21 protein-coding genes and 1 tRNA gene are annotated in these 25,761 nt (G+C 44.9%); 3 read left to right on the top strand and 19 right to left on the bottom strand.

The window, feature by feature from the left end:
* Positions 1 to 26 precede the first annotated feature (26 nt).
* Positions 27 to 1,136, bottom strand: coding sequence for a saccharopine dehydrogenase family protein (locus LU361_RS07460; RefSeq protein WP_233088231.1), 1,110 nt, complete (start codon positions 1,134 to 1,136; stop codon positions 27 to 29).
* Between the two features lie 123 nt (positions 1,137 to 1,259).
* On the opposite strand from LU361_RS07460, the gene LU361_RS07455 reads away from it, so the two are divergent.
* Complete coding sequence (locus LU361_RS07455) at positions 1,260 to 1,694, top strand: Lrp/AsnC family transcriptional regulator (RefSeq protein ID WP_233088230.1); 435 nt, start codon at positions 1,260 to 1,262, stop codon at positions 1,692 to 1,694.
* Positions 1,695 to 1,712: 18 nt separating this feature from the next.
* Here the strand turns inward: LU361_RS07455 and LU361_RS07450 are convergent, their stop codons facing one another.
* From LU361_RS07450 to rpsL, 6 genes are all read right to left on the bottom strand, one after another.
* Positions 1,713 to 2,510, bottom strand: coding sequence for a DUF1338 domain-containing protein (locus tag LU361_RS07450; RefSeq protein WP_233088229.1), 798 nt, complete (start codon positions 2,508 to 2,510; stop codon positions 1,713 to 1,715).
* Between the two features lie 343 nt (positions 2,511 to 2,853).
* On the bottom strand, positions 2,854 to 4,161 hold the full coding sequence (locus tag LU361_RS07445) for a TRAP transporter large permease (RefSeq protein WP_233088228.1): 1,308 nt from the start codon (positions 4,159 to 4,161) through the stop codon (positions 2,854 to 2,856).
* A gap of 2 nt (positions 4,162 to 4,163) precedes the next feature.
* The gene (locus tag LU361_RS07440; protein WP_233088227.1) at positions 4,164 to 4,685 is read right to left on the bottom strand and encodes a TRAP transporter small permease; all 522 of its coding nucleotides are present in this window, start codon (positions 4,683 to 4,685) and stop codon (positions 4,164 to 4,166) included.
* Complete coding sequence (locus LU361_RS07435; RefSeq protein ID WP_233088226.1) at positions 4,685 to 5,746, bottom strand: TRAP transporter substrate-binding protein; 1,062 nt, start codon at positions 5,744 to 5,746, stop codon at positions 4,685 to 4,687. Before LU361_RS07435 ends, LU361_RS07440 begins: the two co-directional genes overlap by 1 nt.
* A 238-nt stretch (positions 5,747 to 5,984) precedes the next feature.
* A complete protein-coding gene (rpsG, locus tag LU361_RS07430) occupies positions 5,985 to 6,455 on the bottom strand; it encodes a 30S ribosomal protein S7 (protein WP_233088225.1) in 471 nt (156 codons plus the stop codon).
* A gap of 122 nt (positions 6,456 to 6,577) precedes the next feature.
* Positions 6,578 to 6,949: a 30S ribosomal protein S12 gene (gene rpsL, locus LU361_RS07425; protein ID WP_233088224.1), complete on the bottom strand. Its 372-nt coding sequence runs from the start codon at positions 6,947 to 6,949 to the stop codon at positions 6,578 to 6,580.
* Between the two features lie 640 nt (positions 6,950 to 7,589).
* Here rpsL and LU361_RS07420 point away from each other — a divergent pair.
* Complete coding sequence (locus LU361_RS07420; protein WP_233088223.1) at positions 7,590 to 8,708, top strand: M14 family zinc carboxypeptidase; 1,119 nt, start codon at positions 7,590 to 7,592, stop codon at positions 8,706 to 8,708.
* Between the two features lies 1 nt (position 8,709).
* On the opposite strand, the gene LU361_RS07415 is transcribed toward LU361_RS07420, so the two are convergent.
* Complete coding sequence (locus tag LU361_RS07415) at positions 8,710 to 9,651, bottom strand: L,D-transpeptidase family protein (protein WP_233088222.1); 942 nt, start codon at positions 9,649 to 9,651, stop codon at positions 8,710 to 8,712.
* Positions 9,652 to 9,828: 177 nt separating this feature from the next.
* Positions 9,829 to 10,716: a LysR family transcriptional regulator gene (locus LU361_RS07410; protein ID WP_233088221.1), complete on the bottom strand. Its 888-nt coding sequence runs from the start codon at positions 10,714 to 10,716 to the stop codon at positions 9,829 to 9,831.
* Between the two features lie 116 nt (positions 10,717 to 10,832).
* Here LU361_RS07410 and LU361_RS07405 point away from each other — a divergent pair, with 116 nt between their 5' ends.
* Positions 10,833 to 12,050, top strand: a complete 1,218-nt coding sequence (locus LU361_RS07405) for an MFS transporter (protein WP_233088220.1) — start codon at positions 10,833 to 10,835, stop codon at positions 12,048 to 12,050.
* A 74-nt stretch (positions 12,051 to 12,124) separates the two neighbouring features.
* On the opposite strand, the gene rpoC is transcribed toward LU361_RS07405, so the two are convergent.
* The 10 genes from rpoC to tuf all read right to left on the bottom strand — a co-directional run.
* Entirely contained in the window at positions 12,125 to 16,348 is a 4,224-nt protein-coding gene (gene rpoC / locus LU361_RS07400; protein WP_233088219.1) for a DNA-directed RNA polymerase subunit beta', read from the bottom strand.
* Between the two features lie 109 nt (positions 16,349 to 16,457).
* Positions 16,458 to 20,546: a DNA-directed RNA polymerase subunit beta gene (gene rpoB, locus LU361_RS07395; RefSeq protein ID WP_233088218.1), complete on the bottom strand. Its 4,089-nt coding sequence runs from the start codon at positions 20,544 to 20,546 to the stop codon at positions 16,458 to 16,460.
* Positions 20,547 to 20,842: 296 nt separating this feature from the next.
* Positions 20,843 to 21,220, bottom strand: coding sequence for a 50S ribosomal protein L7/L12 (gene rplL / locus LU361_RS07390; protein ID WP_233088217.1), 378 nt, complete (start codon positions 21,218 to 21,220; stop codon positions 20,843 to 20,845).
* A 74-nt stretch (positions 21,221 to 21,294) separates the two neighbouring features.
* Positions 21,295 to 21,825 (bottom strand): 50S ribosomal protein L10, encoded by a 531-nt coding sequence (gene rplJ, locus LU361_RS07385; RefSeq protein WP_233088216.1) that lies wholly within the window; start codon positions 21,823 to 21,825, stop codon positions 21,295 to 21,297.
* A gap of 274 nt (positions 21,826 to 22,099) precedes the next feature.
* Positions 22,100 to 22,795: a 50S ribosomal protein L1 gene (gene rplA, locus LU361_RS07380; RefSeq protein WP_233088215.1), complete on the bottom strand. Its 696-nt coding sequence runs from the start codon at positions 22,793 to 22,795 to the stop codon at positions 22,100 to 22,102.
* Between the two features lies 1 nt (position 22,796).
* Positions 22,797 to 23,231 carry a 50S ribosomal protein L11 gene (rplK, locus tag LU361_RS07375; protein WP_233088214.1) on the bottom strand — a complete coding sequence of 145 codons (435 nt, stop codon included), beginning with the start codon at positions 23,229 to 23,231 and terminating at the stop codon, positions 22,797 to 22,799.
* A gap of 224 nt (positions 23,232 to 23,455) precedes the next feature.
* Positions 23,456 to 23,989, bottom strand: coding sequence for a transcription termination/antitermination protein NusG (gene nusG, locus LU361_RS07370; RefSeq protein ID WP_233088213.1), 534 nt, complete (start codon positions 23,987 to 23,989; stop codon positions 23,456 to 23,458).
* An 8-nt stretch (positions 23,990 to 23,997) separates the two neighbouring features.
* Entirely contained in the window at positions 23,998 to 24,366 is a 369-nt protein-coding gene (secE, locus tag LU361_RS07365; protein WP_233088212.1) for a preprotein translocase subunit SecE, read from the bottom strand.
* A 38-nt stretch (positions 24,367 to 24,404) separates the two neighbouring features.
* Positions 24,405 to 24,480, bottom strand: a tRNA-Trp gene (locus LU361_RS07360).
* 66 nt (positions 24,481 to 24,546) lie between these two features.
* A partial coding sequence (tuf, locus tag LU361_RS07355) for an elongation factor Tu (RefSeq protein WP_233088211.1) occupies positions 24,547 to 25,761 on the bottom strand: 1,215 nt, incomplete at its 5' end.

Below are 25,761 nucleotides of genomic sequence, written 5' to 3'. Positions count from 1 at the left end.
ATGGGTTAATGACGAACACAAACCACTTACTCTGCATCAAATAAATTATTCTCACCCTCAGGCGATGCGTAATAACGACCAAATCTATTTTTAATAAACGCGTTGTAAGAAATATCTTCCTGTTTCACAAAACCCGATTGTGGCAATTCACCGGTTGCCAATAAATCCAATACACCACAGATTCCCGCTGAGGTTGTAATTTGAATGGCGCTGTACAAAACACCATTAATTTCTTGGCTATAAATTTTATGAGCAAACGTCTTTTGTATTAATTGATTATTGATATAGCCATCGACGTTTACGAAAACTAAAACAACATCTTGATACGTGATAGGCAATGCCGATTCTAAAATTTCTTTTAATAAATCCCTGCGATCAACCAATCGTAAATCTTGCAAAAGTAATTTCATAACGTCTCGATGACCTGGATAACGTACCGTTCGATAATTTAAATTATCGACGCGTCCCGAAAGAGACTCACACAAGGTTCCGAGCCCACCTGAAGTATTAAAAGCTTCGTAGTCTATGCCATCCAAGGAAAACTCTTCTATTTCTTCCATGGGTGGAACACTCACTAACTCACCTTGATAAATTGCCTCACAAGGATTGCAATATTCGTTAATCAAACCATCGGTAGACCAAGTTAAATTGTATTTCAGTGCATTCGACGGGTATTTTGGTAGAGCACCCACACGCATGTGTACGTTACGAAGTTTATCGAACCCTTTTGTTAACCCGTGGGCAACAATAGAAATAAATCCAGGAGCTAATCCACACTGCGGAATCAACGCCGCTTTCGAATTCTCTGATAAACTTTTTACGAATCGCGTGGTTTCAACATCTTCGGTTAAATCCAAATAATGGACACCCACTTCTGCGGCAACTTCAGCAGCGTATTTAGTAATGTTAAATGGGCACGCACATAAAACAGCAAACTTACCGTCCATCACCTGCAGCATTTTTTCTTTAAACGTAACGTCCACCTGCACACATTCAACGTGCTTATTTTTAGGCATTCTCGATAAACTTAATTCACTCTTATCGACCACAGTAACAAAATAGTCACCGGTTGAAGAAAGCATTTCCGTAATAATGCAACCAATTTTTCCAGCACCTAATAAAAGAATATTTTTCATAAGCGGTCTCAATAGAGTTAGTTTATTAATATTGAGAATAGATAAATGCGGTGCCATAATGAATTATCAGCATGCGCAAAATGACAATAAACTGCTTAGCAAATTGAGAGACTGCTTTACAAAATGGAAAAACTAACCACTTTTGACCAAGCATTGATTGAGTTACTGTCCGAAAACAGCCGCGAGTCAACATCAGAGCTTGCAAGAATATTAGGCGTGTCGCGAGCAACAGTAAAAGACCATATTGATCGATTAGTTGAAAACGGAATTATTAGCGGCTTTACTATTCAATATAGCGATTCGTTCGAGTCGAGCCGAATTGAAGCACACGTTATGATCAAATCAGACTCAAAAAAATCGGCAATTATTAACAGAAATATAAAGAAAATTTCAGAGGTAAAATCCCTGCAAGCGGTGAATGGAATTTATGATTTTATTGCAATCGTGAAAGCAGAATCTACATACTCACTGGATAAAACGCTGGACGCCATTGGGCAAATAGACGGCATTGAGAAAACCTTATCGTCCATTGTTTTATCCACCAAATTTAAACGCTAATAGTTTTTCGAAAACGAATTACTTCGATGACGTAGACTCAAAGATTTTATCGGCATTAGCAGCGACAAAGCCCTGATAGAGTTCACCCTGGGAGTTTTTATAACGTTTAGCAAACTCGTAAAAACAACTGGGGACAAAATGCGCCTGACCATCACTGAATGAAACCTTTATTTTATCCGCCATTGTTGATCCTTGTTCCAACAAAACATCGGGCGTACCTTTGATCCTACCGCCGGATTCATTAATAGCAAAACCCGCCGCCTGGACTCGATCGAGAACATCTTCTAAGCGATCCGTAGAATGTAATAAATTCACGTTCACAGTGAAGTGATTAACTCTCAAACCAATAACGAGTAACCAAGCTGCATACTCGCTCTCTTCAAGTACCGTTGCGTAATCATCAAAACTTGGCATCTGCCAATGTCTACCTGACCAGAACACCTCTGGCTCAGACTTAACTGGTTGTATTTGATCGCAATATCGAGCCAAAATAGCTTGTGACGCGTCTGATAGCTTGTGACGCTCTAATTCAGATACAAACACCTTAGGTACTTTTTTGTCTTCGTGAATAAAGCTCATAGCTTTCAGCTTTTTAACAGTAAAATCGTAGCTATCCTGCACTTGATAACCCAGTGATAAAACAACATCTTTTAGAAAATTTAAATCTATTGGAGAGTCTGAAAAGGTCCTAAATGCTACGTGATCGTTCACCACTTCGGAATCTGTTTCTAGAAAAAGCTGCCTAATTTTTTCAGCCTGGGGAGTAATTTGAATGTAATCTTCCCACAAGTTTGAATAGAAGTCGTTTATAGTCATTATCATATACTCCTTTATTGTCTTATTAGTTTAGATAACTCAAACAGATAAAAAAGTTCCGAGTGTATAGGGGCCTCTGATTAACCTCAAAATTACTCAGCGTGATCTCAAGCGTGCAGTTGCAAGGCGCCGTTTGTAATTAATGGCCGCAGTCCTTAATAAAAACGGCAACACCGCAAATGTGCGCTTGAGACCGCGCCCTACGGGGCCTGCCAGTTTTTTTCCTGCTCTGCGTTGTGCTTTTTCGATTTAACCCGTTAGACCTTCAAAAGCACGCCTTAATCAGAAAAAAACTCCTTGGCCTGAGTGATCTTGAGGTTAATCAGAGGCCCCTATATTCTTATTATTTTAGTTGCGCTGCAGTACTGGGTAAATAGGTAGCTATTTCAGGAATAACAACCAGCAAAAATACCATAAAAACCATAATCAAAAACATAGGGAACGCAGCTTTAGCAATGTAACCAATATCGTGCCGAGTTATTCCTTGTAAAACGAATAAATTGAATCCTACCGGAGGAGTTATTTGAGCCATTTCGACGACAATCACAATAAAAATACCAAACCAGATAATATCAATACCCGCAGCACGAACCATCGGCTCGACAACAGCCATGGTCAGAACCACCGCAGAAATACCATCTAAAAACATACCAATAACGATATAAAAAAGCGTTAAAGCAATAATCAACGTAATGGGGGAAAGCGCCAAATGGTTAATCCAATCGGCAAGCGCACTGGGCAAACCCGTGTAGGCCATTGCCAGCGATAAAAAAGACGCCCCCATTAAAATTAACGCAATCATCGCCGATGTACGAACTGCGCCAAGTACACTGTCGATAATCGTAGACTTTGACAAAGAGCCTTGAACCGCCGCTAAAGCGAAGGCACCAATAACACCCACTGCAGCAGCTTCGGTTGCAGTCGCAAAACCTAAATACATTGAACCAATTACTACCGCAATTAATACCAATAATGGAATAAGCAACCGAGACGCGTTTAATTTTTCGAGCAAACTGGTTTTAGGTTCTTTAACAGTATTGGAATCACGATTCAGTAAACTCCAAATAGCGATATAAGCGGTGAATAATGTCGCCAATAAAATTCCTGGGACAACACCTGCCATAAATAATTTGGTTATCGATTCGTTAACCGTAACACCATAAACAATCAACGTTAACGATGGCGGAATCATTAACCCTAAAGTCGCTGCACCGGCCAAAGTGCCGACAACCATTTTTTCGGAATATTTACGTTGCTGTAATTCGGGGATCGACATTTTACCAACAGTGGTAAGCGTTGCTGCTGATGAACCTGAAATTGCAGCAAAAAGAGTACATCCGGCTATGTTGGTATGGAGCAATCCCCCAGGTAAGCGAGATACCCATGGCGCCAGCCCACGAAACAAGTCTTGTGATAGCCGTGTTCGATACAGAATCTCCCCCATCCAAATAAATAACGGCAAGGCGGTTAATGTCCAACTTGTAGAATGCGACCACACAACCATTGCCATCCCTTGACCGGGCACACGCCCAACAAAAACTTCCATGATGACCCACGCCACGCCCAGTAATGCCAAGCCAACCCAAACGCCCATTCCCAACAGTAAAAACAATAAAAATAAAAACAAACCAGATAAATATAAAAGTTCCATTTTTAAAACTCCTTGTTATCTGTTGTTAACGCGGTAGAAAATATTGTTCGTGAGAGCAATAAGCATAAAAACAAATCAAGCAGAGAAATAAAAAATACAATCGCGCCTAGCGACATAGCCAATTGGGGTATCCAGATAGGCGTGACATCCTGCCCTTGGCTTAGCTCTCCCAACTCAAATGAATTGATATTGTTGATGACTGCATGAACCGCAAACCAGCCTGCAATAACCATAGAAACACCGACAGCAGTAACCTCAATGAATTTTCTAAATCCACCACTGTGGCTCACAATTAAAGTCACACGAATATGAGAACCGTGATTGAGCGCATAACCGAGACCAAAGAAAGAAGCACTTCCTAAACAATAACCCGCGTAATTGGATAACCCAGGAAAATCAAGTTCAAACCACCGCGAGCTCATTTGAACCATAACCAGAAAAAGCAAACTGAATAATGAAAACGCGGCACATCCACCACTGAATAAATAAAGACGAGTTAATGCGTTACGAATAAAAACTGTCATTAATCAACCTCCGATGTATGCTTCTTAGATTCATAACGATTAATAATTTGCACGCCCTTTTCGCCCGACAGTTGAAGCCATTCCTCAACCATCAATTTTCCGATTTCAGCCAATGAAGCGTCTAACTGCGGACCGGCTTGCACAACTTGAATTCCGTTTATCTCTAGCTGTTGCAAATACCAATCGGTGAGCTGTTTTGATTTTTTTGTACCACGCAACTCCGCATTTTCTGAAGCGGTCAATACACACTGTTGATATCCACTAGGCAATTGTGAAAAATCCGTTTTATTGACGAAAACATAATTGCGCGGCAACCACGCTTTTACGTCGTAAAAATGACTGAGATGCTCCCAAACTTTTCGATCGTAACCTGTTGAGCCCGATGCCATAAACGAATCAACAACACCCAACGCAAGCGCCTGGCTTAATTCTGCGGCTTCGATTTGCACGGGAATCATTCCTGAAAGCTCTGCAAAACGTGCGGTAGCTGCGTTGTAAGAACGGAATTTAATATTTTTTAATTGCTCAATATTTTCAATGGGTTGCTTGAAATAAAGACCCGATGGCGGCCAAGGCACGGAATAAAGCAACGTTAATTGCTCTTTGTTCATATCTTTTTCAAGCACACGCTTGGCAACACGCCAAAGCTGATTAGACTCTTCAAAATTAGCGGTTATAAAAGGAAGAGAATCAAAACCGAATAGCGGATTTTCGTTAAAGTGAGAAGACAACAAACGCTCGCCAATAGGCACCAACCCGACTTGGACCGCGCACTTTATTTCTCCGCCTTTATACAAAGAACCACCACCATGAACGGAAATATCCAAACCGCCGCCTGTGCACTGATAAATTTCTGTAGCAAATTCCTTAGCATTTTGAGTTTGAAAATTACTCTCAGAATAGGCAACCGGCATATCCCAATGAATTGTTGGGTCAGACGACCGCGTGATTTTGCTAAGCGCGGTAAAGCACACCACCAGTAAAAACAGGGCAAGCAATATCATCATCGCTAACCACCCCGATTCAGAATTATTGTTGCTTGGTAACTTGCTATCAGACATAGCGCGACGCGCTCCAATATCGAAGGATGATCTTCAATATTCTACGCGCTCGATATTTACGTGGCAGCTGACAGGAATCCCAAATATTTCAAGGAACAGGAAATTTTTAGAGATACGCTAAAAGGAGTTACTGGAATGCTCACAGAAAGGCAGGAACATTAAAAAGAGAAGAATGCAAAATAAAAAAAGGCAGCTGTAATAGCTGCCTTTTTCGGTAAGCTTAACGAGAACGTTAAACTTAGAAGCGGTAGTGCGAGAACGCCTTGTTCGCTTCAGCCATACGGTGAACGTCTTCACGCTTCTTAACCGCAGAGCCCTTGCTTTGAGAAGCATCAATCATCTCGCCAGCCAAACGCTGAACCATAGACTTTTCACCACGGCCACGAGAGTATTCAACCAACCAACGCATTGCCAAAGCAGTGCGACGAGCCGGACGAACTTCAACCGGTACTTGGTAGGTAGCACCACCAACACGGCGAGATTTAACTTCTACTAAAGGTGCAACGTTTTCTAGAGCTTCGTCAAAAACTTCTAGTGGATCTTTGTTTAGCTTTTGCTCAACAATCTCCAAGGCACCGTATACGATACGCTCGGCAACGGATTTTTTACCGCTAACCATTACCATATTCATAAATTTCGCCAGCGTGATATTCCCGTACTTAGGATCAGGTAATATCTCACGCTTGGCGACGACGCGTCTTCTTGGCATTTTTAGCCTCTCTTCAGGGATTTCTAAGACAACGCTCTCACAACGTCTTTACTAAATAATTATGAGCGCGCTTAGCCTTACTCGGTTCTACCGGAAAATCGTGTGCCCGAGGGCACCAGCAATTACTTAGGTCGCTTAGTACCGTACTTAGAACGGCCTTGCTTACGATCGTTAACACCTGAGGTATCAAGTGCACCGCGAACGGTGTGATAACGAACACCTGGCAAGTCTTTTACACGACCACCGCGAATCAACACAACACTGTGCTCTTGAAGGTTGTGACCTTCACCACCGATGTATGAAGAAACTTCAAAACCGTTGGTTAGACGCACACGACATACTTTACGTAGTGCCGAGTTTGGTTTTTTCGGGGTTGTAGTGTAAACGCGAGTACAAACGCCACGCCGTTGTGGACAGGCTTCTAGCGCACGTACGTCGCTTGCAACTGCTTTACGTTTTCTCGGCTTACGAACCAACTGGTTGATCGTTGCCATGAAAAATAACTCCAGAAATAAGTGAGCATCTTAATTGATGCATAAAAATTAGCGCTGTTTATGCAATCGTGAATGATCAATCACCAGAGAATAAACAGACCCCATAAAAAATGGGTGCGCAATTATATTGACCTGCTGTTCGCATTTCAAGCAGATGACAGCGATTTATTCAATGAATTTGGAAAAGATTCTGTCAGCCTCATATTCCTGGGCATAACTAGGGCCTGTTCACACTAATTTAACCGCACCTGTCGCGCCTAAAATGCGTCAGTCTAGGCGTGAGGAGTGCGGTTTAGCGCGCTAAATAAGCGACGAACAACAACGAATTGCGTGTTTTAGGGGCGACCCCAAGGGCTCGGCGTATTTTTCCCGTATTTCGCGTTGCAGCTCGTTCATTTGGAACAACCAAATCACACTCACTGCGCCTAAAATACGAAAAAAATACCCTCCAGCAGGTGTGATTAAATTAGTGTGAACAGGCCCTAGAATGCAATTTGGGATAAGTTGAGCAGTTTTGAGTTAATCTAAGGTTCCTATATGATGTGGCAGCAACCCCGCGTTGTAAGGCAATTCAAGTTACGCTTCACTGAAATAAGCAACGAGACGTAACCGACAAAGACTAATCTGAAGAAAGTGGCTGATGCTTCGATTTTTACGTGTACTCACTTACGCCTCATCGTTGATTGCGGCGCTCGGTTTGATTTCCTGTACCACCAACACTGAGAAAGCGAATCCAACCAAAGCACCCGTCGTGAGCGAACCGCAACCCGAGCTAATCACGCAAGCTAAAACCAAGCCTCAGCCAGCCGTTGAACCACAAGAACCACTTCCTGAAAAGCCGCCTGCTCCGGTTGAACAACCGAAACCCGATACTCCTGCCCTGTTAGAGAGACCTTCTGCCAAAGCAGACAATCCGTCAAAAACACCGACTTCCAGTACCGTGAATACAAGTAATGATGCAATCGCCGGCCTGTGCAAAGAGATCGGTGACAAGCTCGGCAGTGTTACGGTGGATAATTGTTTGCAAGCGTCGCTTAGAGACAGCGGCGGCCGCTCTATTTTGGATCGGGCAATCGCTATAAAAAAATTCGATCCCCAGGACGATAAGCAACCTCTCGGGCGAGTCCTGTTAATGGGCGGTATTCACGGCGACGAGTACTCGTCAGTATCCATTGTTTTTCGTTGGTTGGAGACGTTAAACGAACACCACAGCGGTTTATTTGAATGGATGGTGGTGCCGCTGTTGAATCCAGATGGCCTATTAAGGAAAAAATCGCAACGTCAAAACGATGCGGGTGTGGATCTAAACCGCAACTTCCCCACCCCCGATTGGCGAGCGGATGCTCTTAATTATTGGCGCAATAGAACTTACAGCAACCCGAGACGCTACCCCGGACCGAACGCCTCCAGTGAACCCGAAACTCGATGGTTCATCGAGCAAATCGAGTCATTTAAACCTGACGCGATCGTTGCGGTTCACGCACCGCACAGTTTGGTGGATTACGACGGCCCGCAAAGACCTCCGCATAAATTAGGTCGATTGTATCTTCAAGAACTTGGTATTTACCCAGGCTCATTAGGTAATTACGCCGGTGTGGCAAAGGATATACCGGTTGTGACGATTGAATTGTCGTCTGCCGGCATTATGCCGCCGAGTTCAGAAATCAGTTCAATGTGGAGTGATTTAATTGCTTGGCTGCAACGTGAAGTTCCTAAGCAACGTCTGGCAAGATCTCAAGAAAACGAGCCGGAAGACTAGGTTAGCCACCAGCTTCGTAAATAATTTTCCAGGAATCGCCTTCTTTTTTCCAAAGCTGTTTTTTCCAACCTTTAGAGCGGTAATTGTTACTGACGTAACTTTGATAAAACTCAGTCATCACTATGTTATCAGCGCCGGGGTAGGAAAAAATAGCGAGATCAGAAATGTTGACGTCGATAAATTTTTTCGACCCGTTCACCCGCTTTTTGTATTTATCCCAAGACGCTTTATCGTGCTTCAAATTGTTATAGTCGTCGCTGTAAAACGCTAGATAAGGTTGGTCTTGTAATGACTCCCAAGCTTCTTGCCAATTTTTAATGTGGCTTTCCAATTCTTCGCGCTGAATTTGTATTTGTTCTGTTGGCAACCAATCGGATTTATCCGTTAGAACAATACGAGTACGGCCCACATCTAAATACGGCGACAGCATTTCTATTTGCTCGTTATTAATAACGATGCAGCCATCGCTGTCGAGTGCCGGACGGCTGGTGACACCCTCGGGCATAGCGTGCAGCCAGATTCCACTGCCAGTTCGATTTTGCAATAAATCCCAAGCATTTGGATAATTCAATGGGTAAGCGGCACGACCGTAAAAATCATCCAATTGTTCGTCGTTTAAAAAGCTGGTAATTCGATAAACACCAACCGGGGTTTTTTTATCGCCCTCAATTTCTTTACCAAACCCCTCTTTACCAATGGACATGGGAAATTCCAGTTTCGGAATTAACGTACCGTTACTGTTTTCAAACAGTTGCAGGCTTCCCTCTTCTAAAGAGGCAACCAAGATGTAAGTATCTCGTTCACTGAGACCAATAATAGAACTCGGCTGCAATGTTGTCTGAATAAGCGCTTGGTCGTCACTTTTTTTCAAATACGCCAATTCGGTTTGCGCGAATAAAATCGATGAGACAACCAGTAAAGCTAGTGGGAAAAATCTCTGCATAGATAAAACGTCAATATCAGAAGAACGATTCAAAAAATTACATCACGCATTTAGGGTACATCTTGTTACCGTTTATAAGTTACCACTGATGACGCCTGTAGATGTATTGCTAAACTTCGTAGGTTGAATATTTTACCCAGATAGCGCCAAAAGCCAAAAAATAACCACTAACAATTGTCAGCGCTTGGGCGTTAACGCGGTTTGTTCTAACATAAAATCCACAAATGCTCGGTTTGCCTTGGATAAATAACTGTCTTTGCGCCAGGCGAGGCACAAGTCCAAACACACTGGCGGCTCAAACGGTAAGGTAACCAGTGCCGGGTCATTTTCCACTGCCATTTTCAATAATGTCGAGATACCAAAACCTTGTTTGATAATAGAGCGAATCAATGGCAGTAAATTGGTTTCAAAACTGATCGAAGGCTCGATTCCCGCTTCTTCGGCCATTTGGTCTAGCAGACGTCGATGGAAATACCCCTGACGAAAAACCACTAACTCGTGCTCAAACAGTTCTTTCGGTGTCACGCTGTTTGCTTTTGCTAATGGATGATCGGTAGAAACCACAACCTGCATTTCATCGCGCAATATCGGAGTAGCATCTACGTTATCTGGAATACCGCCAGATTCAATGACCGCCAAATCGATATCGCCGTTTTCTAACATTTGTTGTAATTGCCAAGCGCCGCTCTCTAGGACCGACAATCGCAATTTAGGGTAACGGTGTTTGAAGGCCATGACTAACGGCGGGAAAAAATACGAGCCCAGCATTCCGGGAACGCCCAAATGCACAACGCCTTTTTCGAGCCCTCGCAATTCATCCATTTCCAGATCGGCATCGTTCATGGCCTGAATAATACGTGCGGATTGCTGGTATAACTTCTCGCCTTCGTCAGTTAGCGCAATTTTGCGATCTTGGCGATGAAACAACGTTAATCGCAGCTGTTCTTCAAGCCGTTTTATTGCCATGCTCACCGCTGGCTGAGCGATGCTTAAGGACTCCGCCGCGCGCGTAAAGCTGCCCAATTTAGCAACTTCATGAAAGTATCTAAGTGCTTTGTAATCCATAATTAACAACCGTCATTCATCAATAATTATGATACTTACCATACAGTATATATATTTTTATTATGCTTGGTATGAATCTACCATCTGTGAATCAATGTATTGATAGGTAAGTAATCATGATCAAAAGCGGTACTTGGGAGTGGTGGCGAATTACGGGTGCGCTGTGCCTGGGTTCGATCATGATTTTCGCAAACCTCTACGTTACACAGCCACTCATGCCGCTATTGGCCAATGAATTCTCTATTTCTCCTTTAAAAGCGAGCTACACGTTAACCAGCGCGACCTTATCTCTGGGGCTATCGCTGGTGTTTTTTGGGGTGATTTCTGATGCTTTAGGCCGACGATGGCTGATCCTAACCAGCAGTTTTTGCGCCGTGCTGACAACGGCTCTGGTTACACTCGTCGATAACTACGAGTGGTTGATCGCGCTAAGAATTATTCAGGGAGTTTGCCTGGGAGGTTTGCCCGCCGTTGCTGTTGCTTATATGGCGGAAGAGTTTGAACCTAAAGCATTGGTTTCAGCCATTGGTTTGTACGTTGCCGCGAATTCGTTAGGTGGCATCAGCGGCCGATTATTAGGTGGCTTTTTTGCCGAATTTCTCAGTTGGTCACATACCTTTGGCGCCGTTGCGATGCTAAGCATTGGCTTGTGGTTGATCTTGGCGGTGCTGCTTCCTAAACAAAAACACTACACTGCAAAGAGCTTTAAGCTCAAAGGCATTGGCAGCGATTTATTCAACCATTTAAAAAACCCCAAGCTATTGCCTGCCTATCTGTTGGGCGGCTTTAACTTTTTTATTTTTGTGAATCAGTTTAGCTTTATTACCTTTGTACTTGAGGCAGAGCCTTATCATTTATCCACAAAATTCCTCGGCGCTCTGTTTTTAACATACTTAGCGGGTACAGTTGCTTCGGCGATTTCTGGAAAATTTGGTAACCGCTTTGGACAACCCAGTTGCATGGCAGCAGGCTGTATCCTGCTCATGATCGGCACGGGAATTACGTTATCGGAATCACTGTATCTGATTATTCTGGGCTTTCTGATCAGCAGTTTTGGCTTTTTCTTCGCTCATTCGAACGCCAGTAGTTGGGTCAGTCAAACCGCGACCCACAGTAAGGCCAGCGCCAGTTCGTTGTACTTACTTTTCTATTATGTTGGTGCGAGTACAGGGGGCTTGTATCTGAATATATTTTGGCAGTGGAACGCTTGGATTGGTGTAGTAATTGGCTCTTTGATCATGCTGAGCGTTACTCTCGCATTAGCTCTCTATTTAAAACTTGGCACCAAATACGCTACCAATTGGGGAGAAAAGATATTGGCAAACTCTGAGTAAATATTGTCGTTTAAAGCGCGAATCTCAGATACAAAAAAGCCCCCAATTGGGGGCTTTTTTGGTGAGCGAAAGAATTAACTTGCGCTCGACTTAAGAGCTTCTGTCAGCGCTGCTTCTACTTCTGCTGCACTTGGACCTTCCACTTCAGTCTGCTCATCCGCGCGGTTGCGACGACGCTCCGCGTGGTAGGCAAGACCAGTACCTGCAGGAATCAATCGACCCACAACGACGTTCTCTTTCAAGCCGCGTAAGGTATCAACTTTACCAGTAACCGCTGCTTCGGTAAGAACACGAGTGGTTTCCTGGAACGAAGCCGCAGAAATGAACGACTCAGTTGCCAAGGACGCTTTGGTAATACCAAGAAGCTGACGCTCGTAGGTTGCAGGCTGCATACCTTCAGCGCGTAAACGTTCGTTTTCTTCAAGAACATTTACGTACTCAACTTGCTCACCCTTAACGAAAGAAGAATCACCCATTTCTAGGATTTCTACTTTACGTAGCATCTGACGAACAATGGTCTCGATGTGCTTATCGTTAATCTTCACACCTTGCAGACGGTAAACGTCTTGAATCTCGGTGGTGATGTAACGAGCCAACATCTCAACACCTTGCAATCGTAAGATGTCGTGCGGGTTGCTTGGACCGTCGGAAACAACTTCACCCTTAGCCACAGATTCACCTTCGAACACGGTCAACTGACGATGTTTTGGAATCAACTCTTCGTAGTGAGTATCGCCATTTGGCAACACTTGGCCGTCTTTTGGTGTAATGACCAATCGACGCTTACCTTTGGTTTCTTTACCGAAAGATACGGTACCGCTGATTTCCGCAAGGATTGATGGCTCTTTTGGCTTACGCGCTTCGAATAAGTCAGCAACACGTGGCAGACCACCGGTAATATCTTTAGTACCGCCAGATTCTTGAGGAATACGTGCGATAACATCACCTGCATTTAGCTGATCACCATCGTTCAAACTCAACAAAGCTTTTGAAGGCAACATGTAGTGAGCAGGCTGATTGGAGTTAGCCAACAATACTTCGTTACCGGCAGCATCATAAAGAGTAACCGCTGGTTTCAAGTCTTTACCTGCCGCTGGACGCTCGGCTGGATCGAGAATTTCGATAGAGGTTAGACCGGTAAGATCGTCGGTTTGACGACGAATCGACAGACCATCTTCCATACCAGAGAAGCGCGCGATACCACCAACTTCAGTAATAATTGGGTGTGTATGCGGATCCCATTTAGCAACCACTTGGCCGCCTTTAACTTCAGCGCCGTCAGAGACAGTAATATTGGCACCGTACGGAATCTTATAACGCTCACGCTCACGACCATTGGAATCGGCAACCGCCAATTCACCAGAACGAGAAGTAGCAACCAATACGCCATCTTGACGCTCAACCACTTTCACATTGTGCAGACGTACAGTACCGTCTTGCTTCACCTGAATACTATCCGCCGCAGAAGCACGGCTCGCTGCACCACCGATGTGGAAGGTACGCATGGTTAGCTGAGTACCTGGTTCACCAATGGATTGCGCTGCAATAACACCGACAGATTCACCTTTGTTAGCACGGTGACCACGCGCCAAATCACGGCCGTAACACTGAGCACAAATACCGTGGCGGGTTTCACAGGTAATCGGTGAACGTACGATAACCTCATCGATACTGAGTTCTTCAATACGTTGAACCCAACTCTCATCGATCATAGTGCCCGCTGGAATCAAGATCTCATCGCTGCCTTCACGCAATACGTCTTTGGCAACAACACGACCAAGAATACGATCACCCAAAGATTCGATGATATCACCACCTTCAATAACCGGAGCCATGACAAGACCTTCGTCCGTGCCACAATCGGTTTCAGTGATAACAACGTCCTGAGCAACGTCCACCAAACGACGGGTTAGGTAACCGGAGTTTGCTGTTTTCAATGCGGTATCGGCCAAACCTTTACGCGCACCGTGAGTCGAGATGAAGTACTGACCAACGTTTAGACCTTCACGGAAGTTCGCCGTAATAGGCGTCTCAATGATCGAGCCATCTGGCTTAGCCATCAAACCACGCATACCGGCAAGCTGACGAATCTGTGCGGGGCTACCACGAGCGCCTGAGTCAGCGTACATGTATACGGAGTTGAACGAAGCTTGTTGCTCGTCTTCACCGTTGCGGTTTTCAACAGTCTCTTTAGAAATACCTTCCATCATCGACTTAGCAACTAAGTCATTGGCACGTGACCAAATATCGATAACTTTGTTGTATTTCTCACCTTGAGTTACCAGACCAGAAGCGTACTGGGCTTCAATCTCGGCAACTTCGGCTTCTGCCTTACCAACGATGTCGGTTTTCTCGACTGGAATTTCAAAGTCGTTAACACCGATTGAAGAACCCGAACGAGTTGAATAAGCGTACCCGGTGTACATCAATTTATCGGCGAAGATAACACTCGCTTTCAAGCCAACACTGCGATAACAGAAGTTAATTAACGCAGAAATAGCTTTCTTAACCATCGATCTGTTAACGAGTTCGAACGGCATGCCTTCTGGGACGATTTCCCATAACAACACACGACCAACGGTCGTATCGAAGATAGAGGTTTTGTATTCTTTTTCACCGTCTTCGCGAATGCTCGCTTCGGTGATACGGCACTTAATACGCGCCTGTAAGTGAACTTTTTTAGCGTTGTAAGCGCGATTCACTTCGGCAGGGTCAGAGAACACCATGCCTTCGCCATCAACATTAACGCGCTCACGACTCATCCAGTAAAGACCGAGTACAACGTCTTGCGACGGTACAATAATCGGCTCACCAGAAGCAGGCGAAAGAATGTTGTTGGTCGACATCATTAACGCACGAGCTTCAAGCTGTGCTTCGATGGTCAACGGTACGTGAACCGCCATTTGGTCGCCGTCGAAGTCAGCGTTATAAGCCGCACAAACTAACGGGTGAAGCTGAATTGCCTTACCTTCAATCAAGACAGGTTCGAACGCCTGAATACCCAAACGGTGAAGGGTCGGTGCACGGTTAAGTAGTACCGGATGCTCGCGAATAACTTCGTCGAGAATATCCCAAACTACGGGCTCTTCGCGCTCAACCATTTTCTTCGCAGCTTTAATGGTGGTCGCAAGACCGCGCAACTCAAGCTTGCTGAAAATAAACGGTTTGAAAAGCTCCAATGCCATTTTCTTAGGCAAACCACATTGGTGAAGCTTAAGTGTCGGGCCGGTCACAATTACCGAACGGCCAGAGTAGTCAACACGCTTACCGAGAAGGTTTTGACGGAAACGACCTTGCTTACCTTTGATCATGTCGGCCAAAGATTTCAGAGGACGTTTGTTAGAACCGGTAATGGCACGACCGCGACGACCGTTATCTAGCAACGCATCCACAGACTCTTGCAACATACGCTTTTCGTTGCGCACGATGATGTCTGGTGCATTGAGGTCCAGAAGACGCTTCAAACGGTTGTTACGGTTGATCACACGACGGTATAGATCGTTCAGATCAGAAGTCGCGAAACGACCGCCTTCCAATGGAACCAACGGACGTAAATCTGGTGGTAGAACTGGAAGTGCTTCCAAGATCATCCACTCTGGATCGTTGCCTGAGTTGTAGAATGCTTCTAACAGCTTCAAACGCTTAGAAAGCTTCTTAACTTTGGTTTCAGAATTGGTGTTTGGAATCTCTTCACGAAGTTCTTGAATTTCTTGCTCGATATCGATATCGCGCATCAATTCTTGGATGGCTTCTGCACCCATCTTCGCTTCGAATTCGTCACCGAATTCTTCCATGGCTTCGAAGTATTGCTCATCGGTCAACAACTGGCTTTTTTCAAGCGTTGTCATACCTGGATCAGTGACCACGTAAGATTCGAAGTACAAGACACGTTCGATGTTACGAAGGGTCATATCGAGCAGCAAACCAATACGGCTCGGCAGTGACTTCAAGAACCAAATGTGGGCAACAGGACTTGCCAATTCAATGTGACCCATGCGCTCACGACGCACTTTTGCCAAGGTCACTTCCACACCGCACTTCTCACAGATAATGCCGCGGTGCTTCATACGCTTGTATTTACCACACAAGCATTCGTAATCTTTCACTGGGCCAAAAATTTTGGCACAGAATAGACCTTCACGCTCTGGCTTGAAGGTACGGTAGTTGATCGTCTCAGGCTTTTTAACTTCACCGAATGACCACGAACGGATCATATCTGGTGATGCCAAACCGATACGAATGGAATCAAATTCTTCGCTTTGCCCTTGGGACTTAAGCAGGTTGAGTAAGTCTTTCAAATTTTCCTCCAGCGCTTGCGAGTTACGCTCTATGCACCCTTAACAAACTTCGTTATTAAAGTTTGTCGTCACTGGCGAAGGTTTCCCTTCGCCATTGGAAATTGCCGCTCTAGTTGTTGTCGTGGTCGAGTTCCATGTTGATACCGAGAGAGCGAATCTCTTTCAACAATACGTTGAAGGACTCTGGCATTCCCGGCTCCATACGATGGTCGCCATCAACAATGTTCTTATAGAGCTTGGTACGTCCAGCCACGTCATCGGACTTAACAGTAAGCATTTCTTGAAGTGTGTACGCTGCACCGTATGCTTCCAGTGCCCATACCTCCATCTCTCCGAAACGCTGACCACCGAACTGGGCTTTACCACCCAACGGCTGCTGAGTAACCAAGCTGTAAGAACCGGTAGAACGAGCATGCATTTTGTCGTCCACCAAGTGGTTCAACTTCAACATATACATGTAACCGACAGTCACTGGACGCTGGAAGGCGTCACCGGTACGGCCATCGTATAAGGTGCGTTGTCCACTGTCGTGAAGGTCAGCCAAACGCAATAGCGCTTTAATTTCTGATTCTTTAGCACCATCGAATACTGGCGTTGCCATTGGTACACCAGCACGTAGGTTTTGCACCATTTCCATGAGCTGTTCATCGCTGAACAAATCCAGTTTTTCTTTGTTGTAAGAATCACCGGTGGTGTTGTACACCTCTTCTAGGAACTGGCGAACCTCAGCAATAGCACGCTGCTGTTTAACCATTTTGTTGATCTTGTCACCAAGACCTTTGGCCGCCATACCCAAGTGCATTTCTAGAACCTGTCCCACGTTCATACGAGACGGTACACCTAGAGGGTTAAGCACGATATCAACCGGCTCACCGTTTTCGTCGTATGGCATATCTTCAACCGGCATAATTACGGAAATTACACCCTTGTTACCATGACGACCGGCCATCTTATCGCCCGGCTGAATACGACGTTTAATCGCTAGATACACCTTAACGATTTTCAATACGCCTGGAGCTAGATCGTCACCAGTTTGGAGTTTGCTCTTCTTATCTTCGAAGCGCTCATCCAATTCTTTACGACGTTCTTGCAACTGAATTTCTGCACGATCGATTTGCTCATTGAGAGAATCGTCGTCCATACGCAACTTGAACCAGTCTGCTTCTTCTAGACCATCAAGAATTTCGTCAGTAAGCACTTCACCTTTCTGAACGGCTTTACCGCCAGAAACGGTTTGACCAACCAATGCTAAACGCAAACGTTCGAAAGTTGCGGTTTCAACGATACGGTATTCTTCGTTGAGATCTTTACGAACTTGGTCAAGCTGAGACTTCTCGATGTCTTTGGAGCGCTGATCTTTTTCAAGACCATCACGAGTGAAGACCTGTACATCAATAACGGTACCTTTGGTGCTCGTTGGAACACGCAAAGAGGTATCTTTAACGTCAGATGCTTTCTCACCAAAGATTGCACGTAAAAGCTTTTCTTCTGGCGTTAATTGAGTTTCGCCTTTTGGCGTTACTTTACCAACCAGAATGTCGCCAGGGCCAACCTCTGCACCAATGTATACGATGCCTGATTCATCCAGTTTAGAAAGCGCACTTTCACCCACGTTAGGAATATCAGCACTGATTTCCTCACTGCCAAGCTTGGTATCACGGGCGATACACGTTAATTCTTGGATGTGGATAGTGGTAAAGCGGTCTTCTTGAACAACACGCTCAGAAACAAGGATTGAATCCTCGAAGTTATAACCATTCCAAGGCATGAATGCGATGCGCATGTTTTGGCCAAGTGCCAATTCACCCAAGTCAACGGATGGACCGTCAGCCAAAATATCGCCGCGAGTTACCTGATCACCACGGCCAACAATTGGACGTTGGTTAATACAGGTATTTTGGTTAGAACGGGTGTATTTGGTGAGGTTATAGATATCAACACCAGCGTCGCCTGCGGTAACTTCATCGTTGTTCACTTTAACAACGATACGACCGGCGTCGACACGATCGATAACACCACCGCGTTTAGCAACCACACAAACACCAGAGTCACGAGCAACAAAGCGCTCCATACCAGTACCAACAAGCGGCTTTTGTGCGCGCAGAGTTGGAACCGCCTGACGTTGCATGTTCGATCCCATCAATGCACGGTTCGCATCATCGTGCTCGAGGAATGGGATAAGTGACGCTGCCACCGAAACCACCTGGCGAGGTGAAACGTCCATGTATTGAACGTCTTCTTTCGGCTTCAAGGTAAAGTCGCCACCGGCACGAACAGAAACCAAGTCTTCCGACAGGCTGCCACTTTCATCAACTTTCGCAGCAGCTTGTGCAATGATGTACTGGCTTTCGTTAATGGCTGATAGATACTCGATATCGTCGGTAACCTTGCCATCGATAACTTTTCGGTACGGGCTCTCTAGGAATCCGTAGCTGTTAGTACGCGCGTAGGTTGCCAAAGAGTTGATCAAACCAATGTTTGGACCTTCTGGCGTTTCAATCGGACAAACACGACCGTAGTGAGTTGGGTGAACGTCTCGAACCTCAAAGCCCGCACGCTCACGAGTCAAACCACCTGGACCAAGGGCCGACACACGACGCTTGTGAGTCACTTCCGACAATGGGTTGTTTTGGTCCATAAACTGTGACAACTGAGAAGAACCGAAGAATTCTTTTACAGCTGCAGCAACAGGTTTTGCGTTGATCAAATCTTGTGGCATCAAACCTTCGCTTTCTGCCATAGACAAACGTTCTTTAACAGCACGCTCAACACGAACCAAACCAACACGGAATTGGTTTTCGGCCATTTCACCAACGGAACGAATACGGCGGTTACCCAAGTGGTCGATATCATCGACAACACCGCTACCGTTTCGAATGTCGATCAATGTTTTTAGTACATCGACGATGTCTTCATTGGATAGAGTCCCTTCACCTACGTCTTCGTTACGACCAAGACGACGGTTGAACTTCATGCGACCAACGGCTGAAAGGTCGTAGCGCTCTTGACTAAAGAACAAGTTCTGGAACAGACCTTCTGCTGATTCTTTAGTTGGCGGCTCACCTGGGCGCATCATGCGGTAGATTTCTACCAATGCCTCTAATTCAGAACGTGTTGGATCGGTTCTTAGGGTATCGGAAATGAACGGTCCGCAATCAAGTTCGTTGGTGTACAGAGTGTCAAACTCAGAAACACTGCTTTCGGCAAGCTTAACGAGGACTTCGTCGGTAATTTCAGTATTACATTCAAGCAGTACTTCGCCGGTCGTCTCATCGACAATATCAGCGGCAAACGCACGACCAATCAGATATTCACCAGGCACGGCCAATTCTTGGACGCCGGCCTTTTCCATTTGGCGAATATGACGCGCTGTAATACGTCGACCTTCTTCAACGATAACCTTACCGCTGCCATCTTTGATGTCGAATGATGCAATATCACCACGCAAGCGCGACGGAATCAGTTTTAATAAGAACTGACCATCGTCAATTGATGTGAATGTGTCAGTATCGAAGAACATACTGAGCATTTCTTGGGAGCTGTATCCCAAGGCACGTAAAAGGATGGTCGCTGGTAATTTACGGCGACGGTCGATACGTACATATACTAAGTCTTTTGGATCAAACTCAAAATCCAACCATGAGCCACGGTAAGGAATCACGCGAGCGGAATATAGAAGCTTACCGGAAGAGTGTGTCTTACCCTTATCATGATCGAAGAACACACCTGGAGAGCGGTGTAATTGAGATACGATCACACGCTCGGTACCGTTAATAATAAAGGTACCATTGTCTGTCATGAGCGGAATTTCACCCATGTAGACTTCTTGTTCTTTAATGTCTTTGATGGTTTTGTTCGATGATTCTTTATCATAAATGATCAATCGAACTTTCACGCGCAACGGAACTGCGTAGGTAACACCACGCAATATACACTCGTTGACATCAAATACGGCTTTACCTAATTGGTAACTCACGTATTCAAGCGCTGCGTTTCCAGAGTAACTAACGATAGGAAAAACAGATTTAAATGCCGCGTGTAGACCTGTATCTAAACGATCTTCAGGCGTTAAATTAGCTTGCGTGAATTTTTGGTAAGAATCCAATTGAATAGCAAGAAGGTAAGGAACATCCATTACCTGTGGTAACTTGCTGAAATCCTTACGGATGCGTTTTTTCTCAGTATATGAGTAAGCCATCTATTTACCCCAGCTTGTCTTCGGAGAGGGCAGTCTCAGCCTTTACGCACGGAACGTGCTCTAGCGTGCAGTTTCACGATTATTTCCGTTTCACCCAACGGACGGGTCGGTTTCTTCTATGCGGCCTCTGCCTGCCTTGTAGATATATTCGTGTGGCCACTTAATTATTGAATAATTAATTGAGCACACATGCAGAGTGACTCCGTCAACCGAAAACGGAAAAAGGCCGGCAAGTTTCACTCGCCAGCCTTGCATCAACTGTTGCCAGTTGACGACGAAGTTTTAAAATTAAGTAATTACTTAACTTCAGCAGTTGCACCTGCTTCTTCGATTTGTTTCTTGATGTCTTCAGCTTCGTCCTTAGCAACACCTTCTTTGATTGCTTTAGGAGCGCTTTCAACCAATTCTTTAGCTTCTTTCAAGCCAAGACCGGTGATCGCACGAACAGCTTTAATGGTGTTAACTTTCTTCTCACCAGCGCCAGTCAAGATAACGTCGAATTCAGTTTTCTCTTCAGCAGCAGCAGCACCATCACCACCAGCTGGAGCAGCAACAGCAACAGCAGCTGCAGCAGAAACACCAAATTTCTCTTCCATTGCTTCAACAAGAGCAACAACGTCCATTACGCTCATTTCAGCGATTGCATTCAAAATATCTTCGTTAGACAGAGCCATGACTCAAATCTCCAATAAAATTAAAATCTTTAAAAATAAAACCACTAATTACGCAGCTAACAAAAGCGCGTGAATTACGCCGCGTCTTGTTTTTGGTCGCGAACTGCTGCCACAACACGAGTAACCTTGGTTGGAATCTCGTTGAAAGTACGAGCCAATTTGGTAACCGGTGCGATAAGAGTCGCTGCCAAAGTTGCAAGAGCTTGCTCGCGAGTTGGCAATTTCGCCAAAACATCGAGTTGAGACGCTTCTAACTGTTCACCGCCAACAGACAACACTTTCACTTCAAATTTATCGTTTTCTTTCGCGAAATCTTTGAAGATTCGTGCCGCTGCGCCTGGATCTTCCATAGAAAATCCAAACAAAGATGGGCCGGTTAAGGAGTCATTAACGCACTCGTATTCGGTGCCTTGGAATGCTCGTCTAGCAAGAGTGTTACGTACTACTTGCAAACGAACATTGTTTTCACGTGCCAATTTACGCAAACTTGTCATGCTGGTTACGTCAACGCCACGAGCGTCGGCAACCACCAAAGACAACGCGTTCATAGCGGTCTCGTTAACGTCGGCAACAATGGCCTTTTTGTCTTCGAGTCCTAATGCCACGATAGTTCTCCTGGATTAGAAAAGCAGAAAATCACTTTTCTTGGTTTCGATATTTTTAAATTCAAAAGAATTTAAAAACTTTTCGGTGACCGAACCAGGCTTACTCTAACGAATGTAAAATAGTACCGATTCGGAGCCACCATCTGCGTAGGCGACACTGATTTATGTAATTAAGCAGTTTTAGTCAACCGCACCTACGGTCTTTGATGGCCAGAGTAAACTCAGGCCCCAAAGTTTGGTAACACACAGTTAAACTCAACTGTGTGTCTAATGCTTATATCTCTAAGGTTGATTGGTCTAAGGTAATACCAGGACCCATTGTAGTACTTAGAGAAATCTTCTTAAGATAAACGCCTTTAGCTGTCGCTGGTTTTGCTTTTTTCAAGTCAGCAACCAATGCTTCAAGGTTTTCTTTAATTGCACTTGGTTCGAATGTTACACGACCAATGCCACCGTGAATGATGCCACCTTTGTCTGCACGGTAACGAACCTGACCTGCTTTTGCATTTTTAACAGCAGTAGCAACGTCTGGAGTTACAGTACCAGTTTTAGGGTTAGGCATAAGACCACGAGGACCAAGAATTTGACCTAATTGACCAACAACGCGCATTGCAGCGGGATCAGCGATAACTACGTCGAAATCCATGTTGCCAGCTTTTACTTCTGCTGCAAGATCGTCCATACCAACGATGTCTGCACCAGCTTCTTTAGCTGCTTCAGCAGAAGCGCCTTGAGAAAATACTGCTACGCGAACGTCTTTACCAGTACCGTGTGGCAAGCTAGTAGCACCACGAACAGCTTGATCTGATTTACGAGGATCAATACCTAGATTGATAGCTGCATCGACAGTTTCTGGGAACTTAACAGTAGAAAGTTCTTTTAATAACGCGATTGCTTCTTCAATGCTGTAAGCTTTAGTGCTATCAACTTTTTCGTTAATTAGCTTTTGACGCTTTGATAATTTAGCCATCTTAAACAACACCCTCAGTCTCTAAACCCATCGCACGTGCAGAACCTGCAATTGTGCGAACTGCAGCGTCCATATCAGCAGCAGTCAAATCTGGCATTTTAGCAGTAGCAATTTCTTCTAATTGCTCACGAGTCAATTTACCAACTTTTTCGGTATTTGGACGAGCACTACCAGACTTAATCTTCGCAGCTTTCTTCAACAAGTAAGAAGCTGGAGGGGTTTTCATGGTGAAAGTAAAGCTGCGATCGTTATATACAGAGATCACAACAGGTACTGGTGCACCTGGCTCCAAACTTTGAGTTTGAGCATTGAACGCTTTACAGAATTCCATGATGTTCACACCATGTTGACCTAGAGCAGGACCAACTGGTGGACTTGGGTTCGCCTGACCGGCGGCGACTTGTAGCTTAATATAAGCTTCAATTTTCTTTGCCATGATTAGCCTCCATTATGGGTATTGGCGCCTCAAAGTGACTGGCATCACTTGTCTTTGGCTCCCCAGTTACAAAGCCCCTGAAAATTGCTCTCCAGAGGTAATTAAATTATGCAAACAAATCTATAGAACTCGCTGTTTTTACGAATAAAACAGCTTAAGCATTCACTAATCTATAAATAGATTAGATACAGTGTAGATCTATTTATAGATTTTGCAGTTTAAAACTAAACTTTTTCGACTTGGCCAAATTCTAACTCGACCGGAGTAGAACGACCAAAAATTAGAACTGCAACCTGAAGTCTGCTTTTCTCGTAATCGACACCTTCAACAACACCATTAAAGTCGTTAAACGGACCATCAATTACACGAACCATTTCGCCTGGTTCAAATACAGTTTTCGGTTTTGGTTTCTCAGTTGAATCATCAACTCGCTGTAAAATAGCCTGAGCTTCTTTTTCGGTAATAGGAGCTGGCTTGTCAGCTTTACCGCCAATAAAACCCATAACTCTTGGAGTATCTTTAACAAGATGCCAAGTGTCATCATTGAGTTCCATTTGAACCAAAACATAACCTGGAAAGAACTTACGTTCGCTCTTTCGCTTTTGGCCACCGCGCATTTCGATGACTTCTTCAGTAGGAACTAAAATCTCACCAAAGAGATCTTCCATGCTGTGAAGCTCAACTCTCTCCTTTAAAGAAGTCGCGACCTTTTTTTCATAACCTGAGTAGGCATGAACAACATACCAACGTTTCGACATGTTTCACCTTAGCCCAAAATTAACGACGCGATCCAACCAAGTAGAGAATCTAAACCCCATAAAATCAATGACATCAAAATCACAACACCAATTACAATTAGCGTGGTGCGATTTGTCTCTTCCTTCGTTGGCCAAACAACTTTTCTAACTTCTGTTTGAGCATCACGCAACAATCCCCAAATGGCTGCGCCCTTCTCAGTTTGCGCCATTACAAATAACGCAACTGCAGCACCAACCAATATAGATGGAACTCGCCACAACAACGACACTTCGGAGAATACAGAGTTACCAATTACACACAGAGCAACAATGGCAATCGCAACTAGCCATTTAAGCGCATCAAAACGATATTCTGGCGCCTCAACTTTGCCGCTCATAAATATGCCTTACTCTATAAATTGTATATAACTAAAGATGGCAGGCCAGGAGGGACTCGAACCCCCAACTTTCGGTTTTGGAGACCGACGCTCTACCAATTGAACTACTGGCCTAAAGACTGGAAAAACACAAACGCCTCGCTCAACGCGAGGCGTGATCATCATTGAGGAATTAAACTATTACTCGATGATTTTAGCAACAACACCAGCACCAACGGTACGGCCACCTTCACGGATTGCGAAGCGTAAGCCTTCGTCCATCGCGATTGGGCAGATCAAGGTAACAGTCATTTGAATGTTGTCACCTGGCATGACCATTTCTACGCCTTCTGGAAGCTCACAAGCACCAGTCACGTCAGTGGTACGGAAGTAGAACTGTGGACGGTAGCCTTTAAAGAATGGGGTGTGACGACCACCTTCATCTTTTGACAATACGTACACTTCGCCTTCGAATTTGGTGTGCGGAGTGATTGAACCAGGCTTCGCTAGTACTTGGCCACGTTCAACTTCATCACGCTTGGTACCACGTAGAAGAACACCAACGTTCTCACCTGCACGACCTTCGTCAAGCAACTTACGGAACATTTCAACACCGGTACAGGTGGTTTTGGTGGTTTCTTTGATACCGATAATTTCGATTTCTTCACCCACTTTAACGATACCGCGCTCAACACGACCGGTTACTACAGTACCACGGCCTTGGATTGAGAATACGTCTTCGATCGGCATGATGAAGTCACCGTCGATAGCACGCTCTGGCTCTGGGATGTACTCGTCTAGAGTTTCAACCAATTTCTTAACCGCAGAGGTACCTAATTCGTTACCGTCTTCGCCGTTAAGGGCCATCAACGCAGAACCAGCGATGATTGGGGTGTCGTCACCTGGGAATTCGTAAGTGTCTAGCAACTCACGCAGTTCCATTTCAACAAGCTCTAGCATTTCTGCGTATTCTTCTGAATCTACGCCGCCACAGTCTTCTGCAAGAAGGTCTGCTTTGTTCAAGAATACTACGATGTAAGGTACACCTACCTGACGAGACAACAAGATGTGCTCACGAGTTTGAGGCATTGGGCCGTCGGTTGCGCCACACACTAGGATTGCGCCGTCCATTTGAGCGGCACCGGTGATCATGTTTTTAACATAATCGGCGTGTCCTGGGCAGTCTACGTGGGCGTAGTGACGGGTTGGGGAATCGTATTCAACGTGTGAGGTTGCAATGGTGATACCGCGCTCACGTTCTTCCGGTGCGTTATCGATACCGTCGAAAGCAACAGCGTCGCCGCCCCATACTTCTGCACATACGCGAGTCAAAGCTGCGGTCAAAGTGGTTTTACCGTGGTCAACGTGACCAATGGTGCCCACGTTTACGTGGGGTTTACTACGTTCAAATGTTTC

It is taken from the genome of Sessilibacter corallicola (genome assembly GCF_021290925.1).
In the GTDB taxonomy this organism is placed as follows: domain Bacteria; phylum Pseudomonadota; class Gammaproteobacteria; order Pseudomonadales; family Cellvibrionaceae; genus Sessilibacter; species Sessilibacter corallicola.
The sequence above is the reverse complement of the archived record's forward strand: the minus strand, read 5'-3'. Positions and strand labels throughout refer to the sequence as shown.